Source organism: Maribellus maritimus, assembly GCF_022267315.1.
GTDB classification, from domain to species: Bacteria; Bacteroidota; Bacteroidia; order Bacteroidales; family Prolixibacteraceae; genus Draconibacterium; species Draconibacterium maritimum.
The window spans coordinates 33,019-49,837 of the sequence record NZ_JAIKLE010000017.1; the positions used below are offsets into that span (position 1 = coordinate 33,019).

The 16,819-nt window shown below is 37.1% G+C and carries 17 protein-coding genes; 10 read left to right on the forward strand and 7 right to left on the reverse strand.

Features of this window, described 5'->3' with window-relative positions:
* Positions 1–26: 26 nt before the first annotated feature.
* On the forward strand, positions 27–449 hold the full coding sequence (locus tag K5G00_RS15655; protein WP_238767122.1) for an acyl-CoA thioesterase: 423 nt from the start codon (positions 27–29) through the stop codon (positions 447–449).
* Here K5G00_RS15655 and K5G00_RS15660 read toward each other — a convergent pair.
* On the reverse strand, positions 446–1,084 hold the full coding sequence (locus K5G00_RS15660; protein WP_238767123.1) for a YkgJ family cysteine cluster protein: 639 nt from the start codon (positions 1,082–1,084) through the stop codon (positions 446–448). The genes K5G00_RS15655 and K5G00_RS15660 overlap by 4 nt on opposite strands.
* Before the next feature lie 57 nt (positions 1,085–1,141).
* Positions 1,142–2,509 carry an alanine/glycine:cation symporter family protein gene (locus K5G00_RS15665; RefSeq protein ID WP_238767124.1) on the reverse strand — a complete coding sequence of 456 codons (1,368 nt, stop codon included), beginning with the start codon at positions 2,507–2,509 and terminating at the stop codon, positions 1,142–1,144.
* A gap of 115 nt (positions 2,510–2,624) precedes the next feature.
* Between K5G00_RS15665 and K5G00_RS15670 the strand changes: the two genes are divergently transcribed.
* The 5 genes from K5G00_RS15670 (at position 2,625) to K5G00_RS15690 (ending at position 6,423) form a co-directional block, all read left to right on the forward strand.
* Positions 2,625–3,116 (forward strand): hypothetical protein, encoded by a 492-nt coding sequence (locus K5G00_RS15670; protein WP_238767125.1) that lies wholly within the window; start codon positions 2,625–2,627, stop codon positions 3,114–3,116.
* Between the two features lie 144 nt (positions 3,117–3,260).
* On the forward strand, positions 3,261–3,461 hold the full coding sequence (locus K5G00_RS15675) for a helix-turn-helix transcriptional regulator (protein WP_238767126.1): 201 nt from the start codon (positions 3,261–3,263) through the stop codon (positions 3,459–3,461).
* Between the two features lie 49 nt (positions 3,462–3,510).
* On the forward strand, positions 3,511–4,458 hold the full coding sequence (locus K5G00_RS15680; RefSeq protein ID WP_238767127.1) for a response regulator transcription factor: 948 nt from the start codon (positions 3,511–3,513) through the stop codon (positions 4,456–4,458).
* A gap of 314 nt (positions 4,459–4,772) precedes the next feature.
* Positions 4,773–5,360 carry a bactofilin family protein gene (locus tag K5G00_RS15685; RefSeq protein WP_238767128.1) on the forward strand — a complete coding sequence of 196 codons (588 nt, stop codon included), beginning with the start codon at positions 4,773–4,775 and terminating at the stop codon, positions 5,358–5,360.
* 10 nt (positions 5,361–5,370) lie between these two features.
* Entirely contained in the window at positions 5,371–6,423 is a 1,053-nt protein-coding gene (locus K5G00_RS15690) for a ParM/StbA family protein (protein ID WP_238767129.1), read from the forward strand.
* On the opposite strand, the gene K5G00_RS15695 is transcribed toward K5G00_RS15690, so the two are convergent.
* From K5G00_RS15695 to K5G00_RS15710, 4 genes are all read right to left on the reverse strand, one after another.
* Positions 6,379–8,277 (reverse strand): TonB-dependent receptor plug domain-containing protein, encoded by a 1,899-nt coding sequence (locus tag K5G00_RS15695; protein ID WP_238767130.1) that lies wholly within the window; start codon positions 8,275–8,277, stop codon positions 6,379–6,381. The genes K5G00_RS15690 and K5G00_RS15695 overlap by 45 nt on opposite strands.
* A gap of 3 nt (positions 8,278–8,280) precedes the next feature.
* The gene (locus tag K5G00_RS15700) at positions 8,281–9,144 is read right to left on the reverse strand and encodes a FecR family protein (protein ID WP_238767131.1); all 864 of its coding nucleotides are present in this window, start codon (positions 9,142–9,144) and stop codon (positions 8,281–8,283) included.
* The gene (locus K5G00_RS15705) at positions 9,141–9,665 is read right to left on the reverse strand and encodes an RNA polymerase sigma factor (protein WP_317235554.1); all 525 of its coding nucleotides are present in this window, start codon (positions 9,663–9,665) and stop codon (positions 9,141–9,143) included. The genes K5G00_RS15700 and K5G00_RS15705 overlap by 4 nt, the downstream gene beginning before the upstream one ends.
* 70 nt (positions 9,666–9,735) lie before the next feature.
* Positions 9,736–10,626, reverse strand: a complete 891-nt coding sequence (locus K5G00_RS15710) for a hypothetical protein (protein ID WP_238767133.1) — start codon at positions 10,624–10,626, stop codon at positions 9,736–9,738.
* 208 nt (positions 10,627–10,834) lie between these two features.
* Here K5G00_RS15710 and K5G00_RS15715 point away from each other — a divergent pair, with 208 nt between their 5' ends.
* Positions 10,835–12,475, forward strand: coding sequence for an alkaline phosphatase family protein (locus K5G00_RS15715; protein ID WP_238767134.1), 1,641 nt, complete (start codon positions 10,835–10,837; stop codon positions 12,473–12,475).
* A gap of 7 nt (positions 12,476–12,482) precedes the next feature.
* Here K5G00_RS15715 and K5G00_RS15720 read toward each other — a convergent pair whose 3' ends face one another.
* Complete coding sequence (locus tag K5G00_RS15720; RefSeq protein ID WP_238767135.1) at positions 12,483–12,887, reverse strand: carboxypeptidase-like regulatory domain-containing protein; 405 nt, start codon at positions 12,885–12,887, stop codon at positions 12,483–12,485.
* A 416-nt stretch (positions 12,888–13,303) separates the two neighbouring features.
* Between K5G00_RS15720 and nuoE the strand changes: the two genes are divergently transcribed.
* The 3 genes from nuoE to K5G00_RS15735 are packed head-to-tail and all read left to right on the forward strand — an operon-like array spanning position 13,304 to position 16,784.
* Positions 13,304–13,780 carry an NADH-quinone oxidoreductase subunit NuoE gene (gene nuoE, locus K5G00_RS15725; protein WP_238767136.1) on the forward strand — a complete coding sequence of 159 codons (477 nt, stop codon included), beginning with the start codon at positions 13,304–13,306 and terminating at the stop codon, positions 13,778–13,780.
* Positions 13,781–13,790: 10 nt separating this feature from the next.
* On the forward strand, positions 13,791–14,975 hold the full coding sequence (locus tag K5G00_RS15730; protein WP_238767137.1) for an NADH-ubiquinone oxidoreductase-F iron-sulfur binding region domain-containing protein: 1,185 nt from the start codon (positions 13,791–13,793) through the stop codon (positions 14,973–14,975).
* An 18-nt stretch (positions 14,976–14,993) separates the two neighbouring features.
* A complete protein-coding gene (locus tag K5G00_RS15735) occupies positions 14,994–16,784 on the forward strand; it encodes an NADH-dependent [FeFe] hydrogenase, group A6 (protein ID WP_238767138.1) in 1,791 nt (596 codons plus the stop codon).
* Positions 16,785–16,819: the final 35 nt, after the last annotated feature.

The following is a 16,819-nucleotide window of genomic DNA, read 5'->3' on the forward strand; positions in this document are numbered from 1 at the left end:
ATACGACGATTGTAAAATTTTAGAGAATGGAAAACTACGATTTTGAACTGGAAATGCAGGTGCGCGATTATGAATGCGACATTCAGGGCATCGTCAATAATTCAGTTTATCAGAATTATTTGGAACATTGCCGGCATAAATTTCTTCACAAAGCAGGCCTCGATTTTGCACAACTGCACAACGAGGGAATTGATGCGGTAGTTATTCGTGCCGAACTCGATTATAAATTCCCGCTTCGCCCGGCCGATGATTTTTTTGTTCGTTTAAAAATGGGGAAACAAGGCCGTTTGAGGGTTGTTTTTAAGCAACAGGTGATTCGAAAATCGGATGAAAAGTTAATGGTTGATGCTAAAATTACAACGGTTCTGACAAGAAATAATCGCCCAATTTCACCCGATATTCTGGAAGAGAAGTTTAAAGTAATTGGCGTGAAATTGGAAGAGTCCTAATCTAAAAGTTTTTCCTCTATTCTAAATTCTTCGGGTTTAAAACCTGTAGCTTTTAAAGCTGATTTAAATCCTTCATTCATCATTCTTCCGGCCTGCATTGGAAATTCGAGCAGGGCGGGAAAGTTCTTTTTGTCGTTTGGAGTATTGTAAAATTTCAGACAGGTTTTAAGGTGTGTCGACAAATAAATTCGACACGCCATCGGCCTCGCTTTATATGCAATACACATCCCATTTTCCAACAGAGGACAAGGGTGTTTGGAGTTAAGCAGCGCGTCGTTTGTCAGGCCTTTTAATTTTTTGGCCTTACCACGAGCTCTTGCCTGGATATCTTTTTGTTTTCCGGTTTTTAAATTGGTTTTAATAAAAAAGTTTAAATAGTCCAATTCATAATTCATTGCAAAAACAGGTTGGTGGCAACACCATTGACATCCTTTTTTGCAGTCAATAGTGGTATTTTGCCGCTGAGAAAGTTCAGAAATTGATACAGTCAACTCGTCAATTTGCTGATACATTTCTTCAATTGCCGAAAATAAAATTTCTTTTGAGTCAATACTTTCAGCTGCATTTATTGCAATTCGGTATCCATCGGAATAAAAAGCTCTTAGATATTCGTTAAAGGGTTGATTCTTTTTCATTCTTGAAAAATTTGTGCTCCAATTTACACAATCTTTTTTCTAAAAAAAATATTAGTATTAAAATTCGTTCCTCTTCAGTCGGTCAAAGTAATCCTTGGCAGCCCGGCGTACATGGGGCGAAAGCAACAACGCTGAAATAACGGTTGGGAAAGCCATCAGCGCAAAGGAAATATCGATGAGGCCAATAATTACCCGCAGATTTGAAATGGCTCCAATAATAACAACGATAACAAAAATGTAGTTATAGATATAACCGTATTTAGCACCGGCAACAAAGCCAAGGCATTTTGTTCCATAATAAGGAAAGGCAAACAGAGTCGACATTGCAAAAAAGGTAACACTGGCAGTTAAAATGTATTTTCCGAATACAGGAATTGCCAGGTCAAAGGCATGAGCTGTTAACGAAATTCCGTCGGCAGAACTTTCAATCCATGAGTCGGTTATTATAATTGCCAGTGCTGTCATTGTGCAAATCAGAATGGTATCGATAATGGGCCCAAGCATGGCCACGAGTCCTTCGCGGATGGGCTCACTTGTTTTTGCAGCTCCGTGTGCCATTGGGGCAGTTCCCAAACCAGCTTCGTTTGAGAAAGCGGCGCGCCGTACACCGGTAATTATTATCGCGCCAAGCGAACCTCCCAGAACAGCATCACCTGTAAAAGCATCGTGAAAAATGGTTTTAAACGCCGGAATAATTTGCGATGGACTTGAAAAAATAATAAATAAAACAGTGGCTACATATACAGCAACCATAATTGGAACAACACGTCCGGTTACATTACCTATACGTTTTATTCCTCCTATAATTACTATGCCAACAATAACAGCAATGATGATTCCGGTAATTAAATCCGATTGAAAATTACCGCCGAGATTATTGGGAACCAACACAACGTCACGGATCATTTGGGTAAGCTGGTTGGCCTGGAAGAGAGGGGACACGCCAATCATTCCCATCAGGGAAAAGAAAATTGCCAGCGGTTTCCAGTTTTTTCCCAACCCTTCAGTAATAAAATACATGGGACCACCCTGAATTTCCCCATTTGAGTCTTTTCCACGAAACATAACTGCCAGCGAACAAGTAAAAAATTTGGTGCTAACGCCGAGCAGCGCCGAAACCCACATCCAAAAGATAGCGCCGGGGCCACCCATTGTAATGGCTACAGCAACACCGCTTACATTTCCCATTCCAACGGTTCCGGCCAGTGCAGTTGAAAGTGCCTGGTAATGCCTTAATTGTCCCGGTTCGTTCGGGTCATCATATTTTCCGGTTAAAATTTTTAAAGCATGTGTGAAATAGCGTAAAGGAGCTAATCTGGAATAAATCAAAAAATAGAAACCACCCCCTAAAAGCAAAATTAAAATGGGAGTTCCCCAAATAATGTTGGCGGTGTTTATAATGTATTCACCAATCTTTTCAAACATCGGGCTAAGAAAATGCAAATCATGTTAAAAAACAAATTAAAAAAATGTAAAGGAAACTTGTCTTTTTAAGAAATGTAAAGTATGTTTGTCATATTGAAAAGTAAATTTTACAAAGATGAATATTTTACTACCTGTTTTAATCGGATATGTTATTCTGTATATTTCTTTTGGTCTTTATGTTTTACGGCCAATTCCTAACAGTTACGATCTACTAAAAATAAAAATAAGGTTTCTTCCTTCTTATATAAAATGGATTGGTCTGATTTTTATTGTCGGGGGATTTATTGCAGCTTTTGGTTTTAATGAATTAGAAGGGTTTGTCAGAAAAAGAGAAGTCTTTTTTTATAATTTGAATACAGGATTGCTTTTTTTTGTTTTTTCGAAAGAACGTGATGAAGATGAGCTGTTTCTTCATTTACGAATGAAGTCGTTGGTTGTAAGTTTTATAAACACAATTATTACAATAGGTATATTATATCCCTTAGCCTTTTTAAATAATGAAATAACAGATAGCTGGATCTTTGATTTTGACTTTTTCCTGTTGATGCTTCTGGTTTTTTACTTGTCATATTTTTATTACACAAAATACAGATCAAAAAATAATTAAATGGATTTCTTTGATATCTATTCACTACTTCTTGCCGTAATTTTTATGTTTTTGTTAGGTTGGCTGCTGCCAGAATCTGGTAAAATTTATGATGTTTTCATCTTTAATATTTTTACACAATAAAATACGGACTAAAAAGATTAAGTGAAAAATAACTTGAAAATAGAACGTAGAATTAAAAATCTCACACAAGAAGATTTGGCAAAAATGATTGGAGTTTCACGTCAAACAATTAATTCTATTGAAACCGGAAGGTATGTTCCTTCAACTATTTTGGCGTTAAAAATTTCCGCTGTTTTTGAGAAGTCAGTTAATGAAATTTTTAGTTTGGAGGTTTCAGATTGATACTTTTTTCTATTTTTGTATTGTAATCTCGATCTATTTATACCTAAGCATGCGCAAAATTTTAATAATCGAAGACGAAATAGAATTGCTGGATGAGGTAGCTTATATTTTAAAACAGGAAGGATTTGATGTTTTAAAAGCCTCAGACGGTATTGTCGGATTCGATTTAGCCAAAGATAAAATCCCCGACTTGGTTTTGTGCGATGTGCTTTTGCCACAAATGGATGGTTTTCAAGTTATTCGGGAGTTTAAGAGACACGAGGTGCTTGCATCAAAACCTTTTATATTTATTTCTGCTTTGAGTGAGAGGGAAGAGCGACGTAAAGGGATGGAAGAGGGTGCTGATGACTATTTAACAAAACCTTTTACGAGAGAAGAACTTCTTAAAGCAATTGACGTCCGCATAAATAAGTATGAACAGATGTATTCTAAATTTCGGTTTTTATTTCAAAATGAGAACAATGAATTAGAAGAACTAAAAAGTGAGGTTAGGAACAAAGAGCAAAGTGTACGGAAAATGTCAACCCAATTTAAAACTTTGCAACTGCTATTGAAGGAGAAGGAAAATGAATTGATGGCAGAAACCCTGAAAGGCGAGGAAAGTAAAAATGTACTTAAAAAGTTGAATGTCATTATTGAAAATGAATTGTACAAGTCAACCGATGCCGTGTATAAAGGTAATGTGTTATTAAAAATGAAGAAGTACTTGAATGAAAAATCATTGCTTTTAAATAATTGGGCGGCATTTCAGTTAAGGTTTAACCATGTATATCCTGGTTTTACAGAAAAACTGACAGAAAGGTTTGATACGTTGACACAGTATGATATTGTATTCATTTGTGCTACTAAGATGGGTATGAATACAAGTCAGATTGCTCACCTTTTTAATATTTCAGATGATAGTGTGAGAAAGAGTCGTTATCGGATTAAAAAGAAGTTGGGATTGAAAAGAGAAGACAATTTTGTTCAGTTTACTCATTCTTTTTCGTCGAATTAATAACAAACTATCTTTTGAGGAAAAAATTTTACTCTGCTCTTTCGGAAAAATAGTAGCTTAAAATTCAATATTCACAGAGAGTTGTACAACCTGTATTTAATTTTTCGAAATTTACTAAACATTGGTGCATTTTGTTGGTTGTACTCATGACAGGATATCGAAAGTGGGAAATTTGTGTATATTGTACAAGGTTATTTTATTATGTGTCCATAAAATGTCCATGTTTTTAAAAGATTCGTTCAACATAATCTTACCAACTTTGTAAAGTTAGGCTTATGATTGTATGAAGTTGGAGATAAAAATCAAAGAAAGTTATGTTAAAGTCAAACAAAAGGAGAGATAGTGGCAGGAGTAGTTTAACAGTCATAGGAGCAGGTACCAGACTAAAGTGTCGGGTATCATCGGAAGATGATATAAGAGTAGATGGAGAGATAGAAGGAGAATTGGTTACCACAGGAAGGATAGTTATAGGGAAAACAGGTTATGTGCACGGTTACATAAAAGCAGCGTTTGTTGTAATCGAGGGAAAAGCAAAAGGAGACTTTATTGCTGATAATGAATTTACTATAATCCCCGGCGGAGAAATGAGGGGCACAATAAAGACCAAGCATGTAAATATTAAAGAAAAAGCTTTTTTTGATGGAATGTGCTACATATTGGATGAGGCTGACCCTAAGAACGATCAAAAGTTCGAAACCTCTGGCGAGTGGACAAGTCAACAGATTAAATCAGTTGAAGATAATGTGGTTAAATTAAATGGTAAAGATGTTTCCTCGGACTTTTTAGAAAGTGTCTATGATTTGAGTGAAGATTCCTCAGATGACAAAGAAAAGTCTGTGATGAATAAAAAGAGTAAACTTTCATTACTGAATATGAAAATGAAACAGATAAGATCTATATAAAAATTAATTTATGGAAAAATCGTTTGTATTCCCAAGTGTATTAGAAGAAAATTACAGAGACTTCGAGAAAGTAGCTGATGAGTTTTTAGATGGTATTAGAATAACCGGTTTAAACGGAAAAGATTATATCGTAGGTAACCTCGCACTAAAAGAGGGGCTATCTCCTCATAAATTTTTAAATAGTTCTCCAGATGACGCTGACTATCAATTGTTAGGTCTCACCGGCTTATTAACTGCAACGCAGGGTACCTACTCGAATTTAATCGTTACTACTGGTTTTCCTTTTACTACTTATCAACCATTTAAAAGTGCTGCTGCCGATTTTTTTAAAGGAAACCATCAGATTAACTTTGATTCGCGGACTCTGGGGAGTCGCGGTGTAGAAAAGGTTGATTTTTCAATACCCGAAGTCGATGTCATGACTGAAATTGAAGGGTCGGTGAAATATATCAGAAACGGGGAGATAAAAGATAATGGTAACTTTATAATCGCAAGTATCGGTTATGGAACATTCGAAATAGCTTTGTCTCAGCCTGGTGGTTTGGTTTACAGAACAGCTCACAGTTCCAGCGGGATTATTTATGCGATAAAGCTGCTGGAAAATGAACTTCAAAAAAAATATTACATAAATATTTTGACCGATCAACAGCTGGAGAGGGCGTTCCAAAGGGGGAGTATTCTTATAAAAAGAAAAAGAGTAGATCTTACCGAAATCAGAGATAAAGTATTGGAAAGTTATTATAATGAAGTAATATCTCCATCTATCAGACGTAATATTTTGGATGAAGATTTCTACGATGTTGATAAAATTTACCTTGTTGGAGGAGGTTCGCTTTATCAAAAAATAGTAGAGCTTTTTAACAAAGAATTTGAAGATGTTTTAAAAGTAGAAGTAGTTCCTTCTCCAAATCTTTCTGCTAGCAAAGGATATTGTATCCACTCGTTGGAATTGGCTAAAGCAAAAATGGGGGATCTTGGACTTGAAAACAAAAGCAGTTTTACATGTGTGGGATTGGATTTAGGCAATAACAATACTGTAGTTACGGTAAACAACGATTTTTAAGGAATTAGCCCAGAAATAATAGTAATTCAAGCTGCTGTCGAGAAGTGTGCTTTTGGCTAAAAACTGGTGATACATTCCCCACGATGCATTTAATTTTAAATCAGGGGTAAGTTTTACTGAAGCCGCAACCCGTGGAGCAGGATAAGACTTGTTAATTTTCAAGGCATAATTAATTCGAATGCCGGCTTTTAGATCAAAATATTCACCTAAAGGCCAATAACTCTGTACGTATGAGAATATCCGATTAAGTCGGGTATCACTATCAATCAAATTATTATTATTTAAACCTCGCAGAATTTGCGCATTATTTGATTCAAATCCTAAACCAGATTCAATATAATACCCGTTCATAAAATTCCATCGGTTTTGGGCCGTAAATGTTATCTGGTTCACAACATTTTCTCCATTTCCTGTTCTTGTCATAAACTCTCTTCCGTTCCGTTTATGGGTAACTCTATTCATCTCGCTGGTAAGATTCGAAAGTTTTGAAGCAGCTAATTTTATTCTTCCTGTATTTCCTTTTTGGTCCTTTCCTGAAAGTGTAAAAGCCCCACCCCACTGTTGATTTTTTTCTTCTTCTTCACGCAAAACAAAGGAATTTGCAAAATCCCTCTCCAAATTATACGCATACTTGTCGCCACCGCCATATAAACTTAACTCAACAGCTATCATTTCATCCTGATAGTTATATTTCAAATTGGCATCGCGAAAGTGATAATCGGGATAAACAGTGGCATCAAAAGCACTATTTCCACGCCGGTTAAAAAACTGAATTTTGGAAGGATCATACAATTCATAAAATGTTTGCCGGTAGGCAGCCAGAAACGATGATTTTTTGGAAACGGGCAGTTCAACCAGCGAATTTAAAGTTGTATTATTTATATTGAATGTAAAAGAAGGCTTTTGCAAACTCCCGTTTTTACCGGTTATATTTACGATTCCGCCAACCTGGTCGCCGTATTTTGCTTCGTAACCTCCTTTAAAAACTTCCATATCTTTTAACACCAGCGGATTTACAACGCCAATATCATCGTTAAAGTTTTTTAGTCCGAAAATCGTAAATCCGTCAAATTGAATTTTACTATGGCTTTCATAAGCCCCCCAAATCAGCAAATCGGAAGATTGTTCTCCGGCAGCCAAAACTCCGGGCATGAGACGTAACATATTAAAAACAGAATTATCCCCATATCCCGGAAGAAGCGGCGCAATCCTGTGGTTAATTTTTATTTTTCCGGGTTGGTCTCCGATCAATGTTGAACGTTCAATCGGATTGCCTTCCACTTGAACTTCTTTGAGCTCGGTAAAACGCGGAGTAAGCGGAAATTGCTGTATCAGATTACCTGAAACAAGTGTATCGTATAAAAAATAGCCCAGGTGCGAAATTTGTACATTAAACGAAGTATCAGCTGAAGCCAGATAAGTGAAATTCCCCTTTTGGTCGGATTGAATTGACCGGTTATTTATGAGGATGTATGAAAATGGCAACGGTTCGTAAGAACGAGCTTCAACTACCTGACCTGAAATTTGGGTTGTCTTTTGCCGACGAACTTCCTGAAAACTATTTTGGGGGATAATCAAAAAAACTTCTCCCGATTTGTCAAAAGTAAGAGGCAAACCTTTTAATAAACCTGCAAGTGTTTCTTCTTTTGAGGAAAAATTGTCGCGAACAGAGACAACAAATTGCGACAACAAATCTTTATCAAATGCAAACTGAAAACCATAATTCTCCTTTAAGCGAATAAGAACTTCATTCAAAGGAGTTTTGTTTACATCAATTTCAACAGATTCAGATTGTTGGCCAAAGACCTGAAAATAAAAACACAAGACAAAAACTAAAAGTATTCCACTTTTCACCTATTAACTGTTTTCCATCACCAGAAATACATTTTCTGATTGTTTTACGAAATTAATCTGCATCGCCATACAAACAAAATCCAATACCTCTTCCACATTATATTTTTTGGGAAAGTTACCGGCAAAATTCCGTTTATCTAGTTCTTTCTGAATTCTAATGGTAACACCGTATTGTCTTTCAATCTCGTCAATCACTTCCCTGAGAGGGGTTCCGGCAAAAAAGAATTGATTGTTTGTCCAGCTGATTATATTTTCAACGTTATGATTTTTTTGCAAAATAAGCTCACCTTTTTTTAGCTCTGTTTTTGAACCCGGTTCAAGTACTACCGATTTTTTTTCGTATGTAATCACTTTTACGCGACCAGTTAAACAGGCTACCCTGTATTTTTCGTCCCTGGAGTAAATATTAAAACTGGTTCCCAATACTTCAGTTGTTCCTTCCGGAGAAATAACACTAAATTTCTTTCCTGTTTCTACTTTAAAAAAAGCTTCGCCTCTCAGAAATACCTTTCGTTCAAATCTCCATTTTAAGGGGTTGTATTTTATTCCTGACTCTGCATTTAACTGCACAACGGACTCATCGGGCAGCTGAACAGTAAGATGCTCTCCGGGATTACAAACAACTGTCTTCTGATAAAAAAAAGCGATAGCCCCCAAAACAACAGCAAAAAAAAGTACAGCCGCCGCCACATACTTTAAAACCCCGGGAATTAAAACTATTTCCCTCACTGACGGTTTTTCAACAATTTTGTCTGAAAGTTCGGCCCACACTTCTGCCTCTGTTTTTTCCCATTTAATTTTCCCTTTTGAAAAAAAAGTAGAATGCTTTTCTTCTAAATAGGTGCTATGTATATTTTTGTCATTCATTCGTGATTTAAAAAAGTGCGTAAATATTTTAAGGCGTACCTCATTCGCTTTTCAACTGCTTTTACACTTATCCCCAATACTTCAGCTATTTCTTTATATTTCAGGTTCTCGGCCCTGCTCATCAAAAAAACAGTTCGTTGTTTCTCCGGCAATTTTTCTAGTGCTCTTTTATAATTTCCTTTTAATTGCTCAAAAGCGAAAAGATCTTCCGGAGTCTGTCCATTTTCATCAAAAACAAAATGATTAAAAAAATGAAATGAACGTTTCTCTTTTCGGTAATACGAAATAAACAGGTCGCCGGCAATTTTATAAAGAAGGCCTTTTGCTGACTCAGGTTGCACAGTTTCTTGTTTTTCCCATACTTTCAGGAAAGCTTCCTGGGCAATATCAGTAGCTACCTCAGTATTTCCTGAACGGTAAAATACATAATTGCGAATTGCTACAAAATGCATTTCAAACAGATGCTTAAATTCTTCCTGGGTCAATGTAACTAAGTAACTAATTTTCAAACAACGAATCAAAGATAGGTTACGAATCAGAAAAAGAAAAGCCCCGGCTCTTTTATAAGCTGAGACTTTTTATTACTCCAATCTATTTGAACCTGCATTTCCTCACTGACAAATCCACTTCAGCAGTTTCTCCGTCTTGGGTTAAAATTGCAACATCATTGCATTCTCCGTCGCCGTAATCAAGCGATGAGAGCAGTTCTCCATTTAAAGTTATTTCAACAACTCCCTGCACAATAAAACGGCAATTGCGTGTCCTGATAAGCGGTTCTATTATCTCTTTCATGTATTCGTCTCCTTCGGAAGTAGTCGCATTTGTATACCCTGTAATTTGCACCATATCGTCGGTTTGATCCATTTCGGAATCTATTCCTTCAATCCACTCCCACTCACGAACCGATGTACGATTAATGGAAGTTCCGTCAGCAAGTAGAAATACAAGATCGCTGGTAAATGTTCTGAAAACACTGTTTTCACGGTCGACAGTTACTTGTGCAGTTCCATTAACTACCAATGAATCGACTCCAAAATCTTCGTAAGTTATAAACCGGGTATAATCCCCATCCGACCGGGGTCCCGATATTTCAATTATCACCACACCGCTTAACACTTTCCCACTCCGTAAAACCGTACTATCGCCATAATCAAGTGTAATGGTTTTGGGATAACCTCCATCTTCATTTTCAATAGTTAAATCAGGGCAGTGATTGTACTTGTAACGCAGTCCATTCATCCAGCCCCAACGTTTGCCCATTCCCATCCACTGAGACAATACAAATTCAGCATTGGCATAAAAATCAACTTCATAGTCGAGTTCTGTCGTAGCACTCTCCATTGCAATTTCGTCCATCGCAATCTGAGTAGATTTCTCCGATAATTCCTCACTGGTTAATTGCCCGCCCTGCTTGTCATTATTCTGACATGAAAATAAAACAACACCAAGTAATAAAAATCCAAATCCAAAAACTTTTTTCATGACAATAAATTTTAAGTTATTTTTTATGTACTCCGCATAAAAGACACTCTACCCTACTTCAAAAAAGTATTTTTTAGGATAAAAAAACAACAATTTATTAAAAGACTAATATATAGGGTATTACAAAGAAGAATATTTTTTATGATTCTTCGTTTTCTTTGTTTAGAGTTTGAACTTTTACTACTTTAGGCAGCCAAATTTTAACATTATGAAACAAGGAGCGGTTGTAATTTTTATTTTATTAATTACCAGTTGGTTTGCAAATCCGTTAATGGCTCAATCCACAACAGGGGTTCAGAGCCAACCCAAAGTGGCTGTCGGGATTGTGGTTGAAAATATGCGCCCCGATTATATTCAGCGTTACTGGAATAAATTCCAGAGTAACGGTTTTAAAAAACTATACACACAAGGAGCAGTTTGTTCAAACATAAATATCACTCAACACATCCAAAGTTATGCAAGCGGAACGGCCACCCTCTATACAGGTGTAAATCCTTCCATACATGGCATTATTGACAAAACATGGTACGACAGGCTAAAGGAAAAGGAATTGGACTGCACTGAAGACAACTACTATTTTACTGTTGGCGCTGACACCGATGCTGGAAATGCATCGCCAGTGAAATTGCTTTCAAACACGATAACCGATAATCTAAAAATCCTTACTCTTGGTAAATCAAAGGTATTCAGCGTGGCTATGAACAGGGAATCTGCTATTTTTTCGGCAGGTCATTCAGCAGATGCTGCTTACTGGTTTGATGTGGAATCGGGACGTATGATCTCAAGTTCTTTTTATGTTAGTACTTTTCCCGACTGGGTCCGTATTTACAACAGCGAAAATCAACCGGAAATGTACAGTTATCGGAACTGGACGACTTTACTTCCGGAAACCTCCTACAACGAAAGCGTTGCAGACGATTATATTCTTGAAAAAGGCTACTATGATAAATGGAATACTTTTCCGCATACCATTAGTAAATATATAAAACGTTCAGAAGATTTCCGCCCTTTAAAAACGACACCGTATGCCAACCTTATTGTGAAGGATTTTACGCTGAGGCTGATGGAAAATGAGGATATTGGAAGCGATAACGCGACAGATTTTATATCAGTTGTCTTTTCATCGATGGACTATGAAAATGTTTCGTTTGGGCCTGCTTCTATGGAAATGGAAGACACTTATCTTTATCTTGACCAATACATAGGAGAACTGATAAGTGCCGTTGAAAAAAAATACGGGAAAAATAATGTTTTATTTTTCCTGACAGCCAACACTTCAACTTCGTACCCGGTAAATTATTTAAAAGAAGAATTTAACCTTCCCGTTGATAATTTTATGCCTGAAAGTGCCATCGCCCTACTCACATCCTATTTAAATATCGCATACGGTGAAGCAAAGTGGATTGAGCATTATACTGATCTACAGGTATATCTAGATCACGATTTAATTGAGAAAAATAAACTTGACCTCAATAATATGCGGGATGTAACCTCCAATTTTATTAACCAGTTTGAAGGAGTTCAGGTTGCTTTACCGGCCTATCAACTGGAACAGGGGAGTTCAGCAAATGGTTTACTTGCCCCACTTTACAAATCCTATTCTAAAGGCCGCTCAGGCGACTTTTTATATGTTTTGAAAGAAGGATGGCAACCGAGTTACAAATACAAAAAAGTAAATTATACAGACCAATCCCACATACCGCTTGTATTTTACGGTGCAAAGATTCAGCCGATGAATATCAACGAAAAATATTTTGCGGTGGATTTGGTTCCGACATTAGCAACGCTCTTAAATATTCCACTGCCAGACAAATGCCAGGGAAAAGCGATAAAAGAACTAGTTAAATAAAAACTTTTTAGAAAAACCAAAACTTTTTTCGTTCTTCAGGAATCTTTTTATCTCCGATACCAGTTTGAAGATCAGCCTCTGCTTTTTCATGCTCCTTTACCCATTTTTCCGATTTTAACTGAATCATTAAAGTCGTGTCATTGGTTACTGTCAATTTCTGAACAAAGGCTTCAAAACCATTATCTGAAAAAGTTATATTCATCTTCCCGGGTCTCAAAACTAATTTATAAAACCCGTCCTTATCGGTAATCGTTCCAATACCCGAACTTTTTTCAAATACAGTGGCATTTTCGATAGCCCCTCCTGTTAAAAAATCGGTAATATAACCTGAAATGGTGATGTACTGAGCGTTCCCTATAACAGGGAAAAGCCCGAATAAAAATACAAATGGAAGTTTTAAAATTGCTTTCATGGATAATACATTGTTTACTGTTTTTATGGCTCTATGAATATAGACAAAAAAGACACCAAAATGGTTGCCTTAAACATGAATTTAATGTTAAAAAAACATTATATTAATTAAGTCTAAATAATAAGATTCTCTTTTTCAAGGTTTAATCAGAATACGCGTCAAATTTGACAAATATCATATAAAATAAGTTATTTAAATTTTTCTTGTTTTATAAAAACAGAATCATGCTGAACAACAGCAATGTTAAGCAACATTATTCTCGTTTATTAATAAACATCTGTTTACTTTTGTTATTACAAATAGAGAAAAATTTCTTTATTTAAACAATAAAAAAGAACAATTGACCAAGCCTTAACTGGCGCTCTACTTAACAATAAAAACAACTAATAAACTGATTAATAACTTAAATTATTTTTATGGATCCCATAAAGTCTTTAATTCAAAATCTAGCCGACCAATATGGAAGACAACGGGAAAATCTTCTCCCGATAATGCAGGGGGTAATTGAGCGCGAAAATTTTCTGTCAGAATACTCCATGGTAGAAATTGCCCGCGAAATGGATATTCCTGCTTCTGAGGTCTACGGAACGGCTACATTCTATTCTTTTCTTGAAACCAAGCCAACAGGAAAGTACACCATTCGGGTGTGTAAAACCATTACATGTGCTATGAAAGGGAAAGGTCAGGTACTTTTTGCCATTCAGGACATGTTAAAGATTAAGCTGGGAGAAACTACTCCCGACAATCGTTTTACTCTTTTGGAAACGAACTGCCTCGGCTGGTGCCACAAAGCTCCGGCTATGATGATCAACAACGAAGTTTATACTGACCTCACACCTGAAAAGGTTAGAGAAATTCTTTCGGATTATATGAAACAAAACGGTTCAATTTAAAAAAGGGAAAATGGCAAATTCGTATCAATTAAAAAGGGTAGATTTTATTTTCAGAAATGAAAATGACTGGGAAAAAGTTCTCTCAACTACCATCAAAAAGAAACCTCAGGAGCTAATAAATGAGCTTATCAGTTCAGAGTTAAAAGGACGCGGCGGCGCAGGATTCCCAACCGGACTAAAATGGAAACTTACATCTGAAGCAAAAGCTGAAAAGAAGTATGTAATATGTAACGCTGACGAAGGAGAACCGGGAACATTTAAAGACAGAGAGATTCTGTCAAAAGTTCCTTATAAAGTTCTCACGGCAATGGCCGTTTGTGGTTATGTTACAGGAGCAAAAGAAGGTTTTATTTACCTCAGAGGTGAATATAAATTTCTGGAAGAAGAGCTAAACAAAGAAATTGCAGAATTTGAATATTACTGCAAAGAAATAAACCTTGATTTTAAGATAAAAGTGTTTATGGGTAGCGGAGCCTATATTTGCGGCGAAGAAACGGCTTTAATGGAGTCGCTCGAAGGGAAACGAGGTGAACCACGAAATAAGCCACCATTTCCAACACAAGCGGGTTTTAAAGGCTCACCGACTGTAATAAACAATGTTGAAACGTTAGTCCATACATTTACGATTTTTAAATACGGAGCAAAAAAATTCTATGATTTAGGCGTTCAATATTCCCGTGGAACAAAACTGTTTTCTGTTTCGGGAGATACTCCCAAACCCGGTATTTATGAACTTGAATTGGGAATGAGCCTTCAGGACTTTGTTTACGAATTTGGCGATGGAGATACTAAAGCCGTTCAGGTGGGAGGAGCTTCCGGTTTCCTTGTTCCACGTAAAAAGTTCAAAGACGCAGCCATTGGCTTCAAAGGAAAACTCACAGGTATATCACTTCCTACCGGTGGTTCAATGATGCTTTTTAACAGTTCGCGTTCAATGTTTAATGTTCTTGATAATTATCTTGAGTTCTTCCGTGAAGAGTGTTGCGGACAATGCACTCCTTGCAGAGTGGGATGTCAGCAGTTGCTGCTTGGCATCAAAGCAGTAAAAAGAGGTGACAAACCCGCATCGTATCTTGACAAACTATTACGCCTAACGGAAACGATGCAATTAACCGCTAAATGTGGTTTGGGGCAGTCTGTAGCAAATTCCTTCTCCTCTATTGTTGAGAACTTCCGCGAAGAAATGATTTACTAACCCATCGAAAATAAAAAAATGGCAAACAAATTAAATATATCCATTAACGGTTTTCCGGTTGAAATAGCAAAAGGGAAAACCATACTTGAGGCTGCGGATGAACAAGGGATTAAAATACCAACATTGTGCTACCACAAAGATTTATGCGTAGCGGGAAACTGCAGAGTTTGTGTTGTTGAAGTGGTTGGGCAAAACCGACTTTCGGCAGCTTGCGCTACACCAGTTGAAGAGGGGATGGAAATTCTCACCAACAGCTTAAAAGTACGAAACTCAAGAAAACACATTATTGAACTTTTATTGGCAGAGCACAATGCCGATTGCACCAAATGCTACAGAAATGGCAACTGCGAGTTGCAGGAACTCGCTTCTGAATATAAAATAATGACACAGGATTTTCTGGAGTTGGTGCCTTTAAAGAATTATACTATTGATATGTTTTCTCCGTCTATCATAAAAGACGACAGTAAATGTATTCGTTGTCAGCGGTGTGTTCGCACATGTGCTGAATTACAGGGAGTAAACGCTCTGACCGTAGCTCACAAAGGAGACAAAATGAAAATAACCACCTTCTTTGAAAAAGCTATGCGTGACGTTGTTTGTACCAACTGCGGACAGTGTGTAAACCACTGCCCGACCGGTGCTTTGGTTGAAAAAAATTATATTGAAGAAGTTTGGGAAGCAATTGCAAATCCGAATAAACACGTTGTCGTTCAAACAGCTCCGGCCGTCCGAGTGGGTTTAGGTGAAGAACTGGGTCTGGAGCCAGGTTCGCGTGTTACCGGACAAATGGTCGCAGCGCTTAAAAGATTAGGTTTTGATTCCGTTCTTGATACTGACTTCACAGCTGACCTTACAATTATGGAGGAAGGAACAGAATTATTAACCCGGTTAAAAAAAGCTTTGGTTGATAAAGACGAAAGTGTAAGCCTTCCTATGGCAACGTCGTGTTCACCAGGCTGGATAAAATATATCGAACACATGTATCCCGAACACCTGGAGCACCTTTCTACATGTAAATCTCCCCAACAAATGTTTGGCGCCCTGGTTAAAACATATTATGCCAAGGCAAGAAATCTGGAACCGGAAAATATTATTTCGGTTTCAATTATGCCTTGTACTGCTAAAAAATTTGAAGCATACCGTCCGGAAATGCACGACAGCGGGTACCGGGATGTAGATTACGTTTTAACCACCCGCGAATTAGCAATCTTAATTAAACAGGCGGGGTTGGATTTTAACAAACTGAAACCCGTAAAATATGACAGATTAATGGGTGAATCAACTGGTGCGGCTGTAATTTTCGGAGCAACAGGTGGCGTTATGGAAGCTGCGTTGAGAACAGCATATGAGATTGTAACCGGGCGTGAGGTTCCGTTTAAAAACCTGGACATTACTCCTGTTCGGGGAATGGAAGGAGTCAGAGAAGCCTCAGTAAAAATTGAAAATCCGTTAAAAGAATGGGCTTTTCTTGATGGTATTGAATTAAAATGTGCCATTGCTCACGGGCTTGTAAATGCGAAAACAGTTATGGATTCTGTAAAATCGGGGAAAGCTGACTATCATTTTATTGAATTTATGGCTTGTCCCGGTGGTTGTTTGGGAGGCGGAGGACAACCTATTCCTACAAACCCTGAAATTCGCAGAAAACGGGCAGAAGCAATTTACACAGAGGACAGTGAATTAGCTCTCAGAAAATCGCATGAAAATCCGGAAGTACAAAAGCTTTACCGCGATTTCTTAAAGGAACCGCTGGGAGAAGTTTCCCATCATTTGCTTCATACCAAATATACAAAACGAGAACGTTATTAAAAATCGATAACGACAAGTCAAAAAATCCGGTATCT

Excerpts from the sequence above, each read along its gene's own strand:
- K5G00_RS15710 (WP_238767133.1), bottom strand. The coding sequence starts at position 10,626 with ATGAAAAAAGTTTTTGGATTTGGATTTTTATTACTTGGTGTTGTTTTA.
- K5G00_RS15680 (WP_238767127.1), top strand. The coding sequence starts at position 3,511 with ATGCGCAAAATTTTAATAATCGAAGACGAAATAGAATTGCTGGATGAG.
- K5G00_RS15730 (WP_238767137.1), top strand. The coding sequence starts at position 13,791 with ATGGCAAATTCGTATCAATTAAAAAGGGTAGATTTTATTTTCAGAAAT.
- K5G00_RS15660 (WP_238767123.1), bottom strand. The coding sequence starts at position 1,084 with ATGAAAAAGAATCAACCCTTTAACGAATATCTAAGAGCTTTTTATTCC.
- K5G00_RS15735 (WP_238767138.1), top strand. The coding sequence starts at position 14,994 with ATGGCAAACAAATTAAATATATCCATTAACGGTTTTCCGGTTGAAATA.
- K5G00_RS15720 (WP_238767135.1), bottom strand. The coding sequence starts at position 12,887 with ATGAAAGCAATTTTAAAACTTCCATTTGTATTTTTATTCGGGCTTTTC.
- K5G00_RS15690 (WP_238767129.1), top strand. The coding sequence starts at position 5,371 with ATGGAAAAATCGTTTGTATTCCCAAGTGTATTAGAAGAAAATTACAGA.
- K5G00_RS15665 (WP_238767124.1), bottom strand. The coding sequence starts at position 2,509 with ATGTTTGAAAAGATTGGTGAATACATTATAAACACCGCCAACATTATT.
- nuoE (WP_238767136.1), top strand. The coding sequence starts at position 13,304 with ATGGATCCCATAAAGTCTTTAATTCAAAATCTAGCCGACCAATATGGA.
- K5G00_RS15670 (WP_238767125.1), top strand. The coding sequence starts at position 2,625 with ATGAATATTTTACTACCTGTTTTAATCGGATATGTTATTCTGTATATT.
- K5G00_RS15700 (WP_238767131.1), bottom strand. The coding sequence starts at position 9,144 with ATGAATGACAAAAATATACATAGCACCTATTTAGAAGAAAAGCATTCT.
- K5G00_RS15655 (WP_238767122.1), top strand. The coding sequence starts at position 27 with ATGGAAAACTACGATTTTGAACTGGAAATGCAGGTGCGCGATTATGAA.
- K5G00_RS15715 (WP_238767134.1), top strand. The coding sequence starts at position 10,835 with ATGAAACAAGGAGCGGTTGTAATTTTTATTTTATTAATTACCAGTTGG.
- K5G00_RS15685 (WP_238767128.1), top strand. The coding sequence starts at position 4,773 with ATGTTAAAGTCAAACAAAAGGAGAGATAGTGGCAGGAGTAGTTTAACA.